The organism is Pararhodobacter oceanensis, assembly GCF_003076755.1.
Classification (GTDB): domain Bacteria; phylum Pseudomonadota; class Alphaproteobacteria; order Rhodobacterales; family Rhodobacteraceae; genus Pararhodobacter; species Pararhodobacter oceanensis.
Genome location: NZ_QDKM01000024.1, coordinates 1 through 5,673 on the forward strand (window position 1 = coordinate 1; position 5,673 = coordinate 5,673).

The 5,673-nt window shown below is 52.8% G+C and carries 8 protein-coding genes; 4 read left to right on the forward strand and 4 right to left on the reverse strand.

Features of this window, described 5'->3' with window-relative positions; all coding sequences use genetic code 11:
- Positions 1-65 precede the first annotated feature (65 nt).
- The 4 genes from DDE20_RS18705 to DDE20_RS18720 all read right to left on the reverse strand — a co-directional run bounded on the left by DDE20_RS18705 (position 66) and on the right by DDE20_RS18720 (position 1,675).
- Positions 66-281, reverse strand: coding sequence for a recombinase family protein (locus DDE20_RS18705; RefSeq protein ID WP_240608287.1), 216 nt, complete (start codon positions 279-281; stop codon positions 66-68).
- The gene (locus DDE20_RS18710; RefSeq protein WP_116560032.1) at positions 278-487 is read right to left on the reverse strand and encodes a hypothetical protein; all 210 of its coding nucleotides are present in this window, start codon (positions 485-487) and stop codon (positions 278-280) included. Before DDE20_RS18710 ends, DDE20_RS18705 begins: the two co-directional genes overlap by 4 nt.
- 170 nt (positions 488-657) lie before the next feature.
- Positions 658-1,116, reverse strand: a complete 459-nt coding sequence (locus DDE20_RS18715) for a hypothetical protein (protein ID WP_116560033.1) — start codon at positions 1,114-1,116, stop codon at positions 658-660.
- A gap of 55 nt (positions 1,117-1,171) precedes the next feature.
- Positions 1,172-1,675 carry a hypothetical protein gene (locus DDE20_RS18720; RefSeq protein WP_116560034.1) on the reverse strand — a complete coding sequence of 168 codons (504 nt, stop codon included), beginning with the start codon at positions 1,673-1,675 and terminating at the stop codon, positions 1,172-1,174.
- 251 nt (positions 1,676-1,926) lie between these two features.
- Here DDE20_RS18720 and DDE20_RS18725 point away from each other — a divergent pair, with 251 nt between their 5' ends.
- From DDE20_RS18725 to DDE20_RS18740, 4 genes are all read left to right on the forward strand, one after another.
- Positions 1,927-2,721: a DNA adenine methylase gene (locus DDE20_RS18725; protein ID WP_205961711.1), complete on the forward strand. Its 795-nt coding sequence runs from the start codon at positions 1,927-1,929 to the stop codon at positions 2,719-2,721.
- The gene (locus tag DDE20_RS18730) at positions 2,708-3,307 is read left to right on the forward strand and encodes a hypothetical protein (protein ID WP_116560036.1); all 600 of its coding nucleotides are present in this window, start codon (positions 2,708-2,710) and stop codon (positions 3,305-3,307) included. The genes DDE20_RS18725 and DDE20_RS18730 overlap by 14 nt, the downstream gene beginning before the upstream one ends.
- On the forward strand, positions 3,304-4,446 hold the full coding sequence (locus tag DDE20_RS18735; protein ID WP_116560037.1) for a DGQHR domain-containing protein: 1,143 nt from the start codon (positions 3,304-3,306) through the stop codon (positions 4,444-4,446). The genes DDE20_RS18730 and DDE20_RS18735 overlap by 4 nt, the downstream gene beginning before the upstream one ends.
- 426 nt (positions 4,447-4,872) lie before the next feature.
- Positions 4,873-5,544 carry a plasmid recombination protein gene (locus tag DDE20_RS18740; protein ID WP_116560038.1) on the forward strand — a complete coding sequence of 224 codons (672 nt, stop codon included), beginning with the start codon at positions 4,873-4,875 and terminating at the stop codon, positions 5,542-5,544.
- Positions 5,545-5,673: the final 129 nt, after the last annotated feature.

Below are 5,673 nucleotides of genomic sequence, written 5' to 3' on the forward strand. Positions count from 1 at the left end.
GGCGATGACCAACGGTGACCGGCCCCCGGAACCGTCCGGGAATTACCGAAATCCCTGTCCGGGATTTACCGAAACGTGTGTCCGGGAATTACTGAAATCCGTGTCCGGGAATTTGCGAAACCCGCACCGCTAAGAGCGGCGTCCTGGAATACATCGACTACGGTCCATCCTTCGCGCTCTGCGTGCTTCCGGCACTCCCGTTCTTGATCAGCGGTGGATTTTGGATTCTGCAAATCAGTTGAGAAACGGGCGTAGATCGCGACGCGGATTGGCTTGGTCATAGTAGTCTCCTTGGCGCCACAATGCCGATTAGTTTCAGGAACTCAAGCGGGCGGCGCCGGCGCCGAGAACCCGAGCTTGCAACCTTCAAAATAAAATCCCAAAGTCGCCAGGCTTGTTCTGGTGTTTCCGTCTTCGTCTTGGCTTCCTTGGCCAGTCGGTTCGCGGCAACTTCGGCAATCAGGTCGATCAGGTTTGTGATGGCCATTTGTCTCTCCTTCGGCTGTGGTCATTCACTTCCGACAGACCGATGAGAGCGCAGCCATTGGCGTTGATCGTTTGCCCGTGCGGGGATGACCCGCACGGGCGTTTTTTATTGCGGGCGCACCGTCATCTGGTAGCAGCAGGGAAGGCGACGGCGCGCCCTTACACGGACCCTCAGGCCCGCATCTCGGCCGGCGCCGCCGAACGATAGGCCTCAATCATCGTTTGCGCGCGCAAAAGGTCATAGACCTCATAAACCGAGGCACAGAGATCTCTCAGGTGCAATTTGGCCGAGTGGAGCCGCTGTGCGTTCAGCGTCAGGCGCGTCTGGCTCCAGCTGTTGTTATGCGAAACATTCTCGGCGCTGTTGTCGTAGAATGTCTCGTAGCGCGTGCCCTTGGCGATCTGCGCGTCGAGCGCTTTGATCAGCGCCGGTAGCAAATCCAGATTGGCGGTTTTGAAGGTGTCGCCTTGCTCGAGGTTCATCAATAGCGCCTGCGCCGACTCGCGATGTTCATCTGCGATGAGCTCGAGAACATCGTTCTTGATGGCGGTAATGGCGACACGCGCAAGCGGGTAGCAAGCGGCTGCCATCTCGGTGAGGTCTTCGGAGGTGTCGATTGGCATTTCCATAGTGGATATCCTTTATAATTGGGTTGGAGTGCGGGGCGCTGAAAGGCGCGGTTCCCTAATGGAAACCGCGATCTTCGAGAGTCCCGCGCGTCTGCACCTGGCGCCGTTCTTCCCTGTAATGCGCAGCGATATCGGCCTCTGCTTGGATTCGCGCGCGCACATTGTTCATCCGGTCCAACAGCGGCGCGTCGAGACGCCCAATGATGGGGCTAAGCTCATCGGCGCTGCATTCAAATCCAGCGTGGTCGATGCGGACCGTGATGCGCCGCGCGCCGACGAACCGCGTAGGTTTGTCGAGGCCGGCTGCGGCACGCGAGGCGGCTTGCTTGACCAGCACCTCATAGCCGCGATTGGCGCCGCCCTCGGAGGTCGTGCCATAGGCGAGTTCGACATAGGCGCCGCCACGACGGTGGATGACGTCGAGCACCAGGCACGGGCGTGCCTTTGGCGGCTCGGTTGGCGCGTCGTCCTCGGAAACGGGAAAGCGGAACATAACGACGTCGCCGCGCTGGAGCAGGTCTTTCCAGTCGAAGGCGAATTGGTAGGGGGAATGGAGCATCGGAGGTCTCCTTGTGGTGTAAAAAAGACACCAGCGGTGGAAACCTTTGTCTCAAGGCTCCCGTTTTGCTGCGCGTCGAAAACAGCGCGCCGAAAAACGGGGGCCCCTTACGGGAGAGCGTCGAGAGGGTGTCCCTCTCGACAATTAGATGTGTCAGGTCTTGAAAAGATCGTCTTCTTTGCGGCGGAATGCTGCCTTGAGTTGAGCTTGGCAAGCGCGTAATGTTCCCAAACTTGTCAAGGGAGCTGCGTGTGAAGCCATTTATTAAATGGGTGGGGGGGAAGCGGTGGCTTGTGGCGAACCGAGATTTCAACTTCCCGACATTTACCGGTCGTTATGTGGAGCCATTTCTGGGTGGCGGAGCAGTGTTTTTTCATCTGCAACCCAAGCAATCAATCTTGGCGGATCTAAACCCCAAACTGATTGAAACCTATCAAGCTATTCGCGACGACTGGCGGCGCTGCGAGTCAGAACTGTATCGTCTTCAAAAACTACATAGCAAAGAATTCTATTACGAGGAGCGGTCTAGAGTGCGCCGGACACCTCATACAAGAGCTGCGCAGTTTTTATACCTTAATAGAACCTGTTGGAATGGACTGTATAGAGAGAATTTAAAGGGGCAGTTCAATGTCCCTATAGGAACCAAAGATCGAGTGATTTTCGAAGATGAGAGTTTCGAAAAAATAAGCGAGGCGTTAGGAAGTGTCGAAATCTACTGCAAAGATTTCGAGGATACGATTTCAATGGCAGTCGCGGGAGATCTGGTGTTCGCGGATCCCCCATACACAACTGCGCACAATTTGAATGGGTTCGTCAAATACAATCAAAATATTTTCAGCTGGGCGGATCAAATTAGGCTCAAGGAATCTCTTATGGAAGCTGTCAATAGGGGAGTAAAGGTGGTGATGACAAATGCCGATCACGAAAGCATTCATAACCTCTATGACGGCCTTGGGGTATACGCTTCTTTAAATAGAGCATCCGTTGTTGCGGGAAATTCGAATTATCGGTCTGTCACATCGGAGGCTGTTTATGTCTTCGGTTGACGGAAATGAGCTAGACGGCAAGCCTAAAAGGTTTTGGCATTTTATAAAGAAGGGGATTTACTTCAATCCGCTTTGGAGGGCTGTCGCAGAAGCCGTCGTTACAATGCTATTTACTTTCACCCCGTTTGTGTTGCTCTCCTTGCCGTTCACGGTAAGTGATGGAGAGTTGACTCAGGCAACCTTCCGCAATCAATTCTGGAAGTTTTGGGAGGGCGGTGAACTTATTCTCCCAATTTTAGCTACTTCCGGTGCCTTGGTGTCCGCGGCGGCATTGAATAAGCGAGCCATAGGCGACGTGTTAATTTTCACTGCTGTATTTGTTTCTTTTTTTATTGCCGCAGGTGGATGGTTCGTCTTAGGAAAGACTGATGGATTTGCGGAGACTATTCACCCGCAGGTGATATGGTGCGGCTTTGTGGCGTATTTCTTCGTCATGGCGTTCTTAGTTTTAGTAACAATGCGCGTTTACCAATTTAATATGGATGCCGCTCGTGATAGGGCGAACCCAGAAGAGCGCGCAGTGAAGTTAAATAGAGAGTTGGCGCAGCGGCGAGTGGCTTCATTTGGAAGAGGTGATGCGCGATGAAATCCTTAAAGGTTTTGAAAGTTAATCAGCCCATCGGAGAATTCTATATTGGAGCGATCGATAGTAGGGAACTCATCGATATCGCGACAGTGGATGTAAGGGAGTTTGAAAAAGGAAATCCAGCTAAAATCGATGGCATTCAGAGAGATTTGTCGAAGAGTCGTCTTTCTTCTTTAAGAGAGTATGTGAATTTAGATTATGCTACTTTCCCCACTTCAATTATCTTAGCAATTGATGAGCGGTGCGTTGAGTTGCGTGCGGTTGAAGGCTGTGAGGGCCTGATGCAATTAGACGTGGTTGGCTATAGCGGGTCAGGTGAGGACGGTGATGCGGAAATACCAATTGAGGCGTCAGCGTTCATAATTGATGGTCAGCACCGCCTTGCTGGTTTGATGGATCGAGATCACTCAAAGGGTCCTTTTGAAGTTAACGTTTCGATCTTTGTTGGCGCGGATGTTGCAGATCAGGCTGAAATATTCTCTAGGGTGAATTTGGCGCAAACTAAAGTAAATAAATCTCTTATGTATGATTTGTTGGATTATGCAAAAGAGAGTAGTCCTTATAAAATGGCGCACGACGTAGTTGTTGCGCTTAATCGAGACGCAGAGGGTCCGTTTCATAAGAAGATCAAACGCCTTGGAAAGCGAACGCCAGGTGTTGATGGAGAAACAATTGCACAGGCAACAATGGTCTCCGGATTGCTGAGACACCTGCCGCGAAATCAGGAGAAAGAGCGAAGTAAGAGCATCTGGGGGCGAACTTCTCAAGCGGAGCCGGGGGAGACGTGGCGCGAGAGAATTTTCGTTGATTTTTACCGAAAGGAGGACGCGTTATCTGTATTATTGTGTGTTTCAAATTACTTTGAAGCTATTAGCGAGAGATGGCCAGACGCGTGGCATAGTAATGAGCAGGGTCAGATCTTATCGAAAACAACGGGGTACAATGCATTCATTAGATTTCTTAAGGATGCCTATTTGCATATCGTCAATGCTCCGAGGGTTGTAGAGAAAGATGAATTTCTTTTGGTGCTGAAAAAAATAGATTTGCGAGACGAAGATTTTAATAGCGAGATCTACTTGCCAGGTGGGTCAGGCGCGGGCAAGCTCTATCGCGATTTGATTGCTCAAGCATTTTCGTAAAAAAGCTAAGTTGTCGCACTTTGGATCCCAGTAAGAATAGCATCGCAATCTACGGTGTTGTTCGTTTCCGATGCACATTTAGATTTTTTTATCGGCCGTTTCAACATGAAGTGTTTGCGCAGGTGGGGGCTCGGGGGAGGAGTGCGGAACGACGCTCCCCCGGGAGCAGGGGATGCAAGGGGAGTGCGGAACGATGACCTTGCCGCGCTCCGCGTAGGAGTGCTCGCCGCACAGGCGCCCCCAGAGGGCGGGGTTCCGGGGCAGCGCCCGGACGAACGACAGGCCGAATGAAGGCGCCGCAGGCGCCGGAGTGCGGGCTGTTTAGTGAGTAAAGCGCCTGCACTCTCGAACACGCGCAGGCGCAGATTCTTTTTCCGCGCCCATAAGGGTGATCCCAAGTCCTGACTTCAGCAATGGAGGTCAGGAATGGCAGCATCAGAATATCCCGTTGTCCTGCGGTTCGAGGGAATGAATCCGGACCAGATCGGGCGCTATGAAGTACATCGGCTCCGTAAGGGTGGGGATCTCGGACATATTGATCCAAACAAGCCTAAGCCTCGGCGCTTGATCGGATCGGAGACCTGGGCGCAGGAAGCGCTGGCCGAAATCAATCTGATGAAGACGCAGAATTTCGCGTATGAACTGGCTGATCTCGATCGCAGAAACAGGCGCAAAGACATTGCCAAGCGAGTGGTCGAGGGGCCGCGAGATCCGTGGCGCGCGTCGAAACACGGTCCGCTACGTGAGGTCATTCTAACAGCGAACAAAGAATGGTTCGAAAAAACTGCCAGCAGCGATGTGTTGTTCGATACGCAGCGCGAGGATGATTTCGAGCGCACAGCGGTCGAATGGCTGCGAGAGAACTTCGGCGACGACGTTATCCATGCGCGCGCTGATCTCGATGAGCAAACCTACCACATACACGCGGTGATAATGCCGCGCGCAACGGTAGAGCGGTATGGCAAGACCTGCGCGATCCTTCAGCCTTCGGCTCACCCGCTGATCCAAAACTATGAAGACGCGCAAGACAGCGTTGGCGCTAAGTTTGCGTCCCTGGTGTCAACGCCGTTTGAATTTTCCCCAATAGTGCCGAAGTAAATTTCCCCACTTTCTCGGGTTCGGTGATCAACCGGCTTTAGTGATCGGCGTCTCCGTTTTGGGTTTTGTGTGAACGGCCACGGCGCTTCGGCGGCGGCGGTGGAGCAATGGGGGCGTTTGCGCGGACGT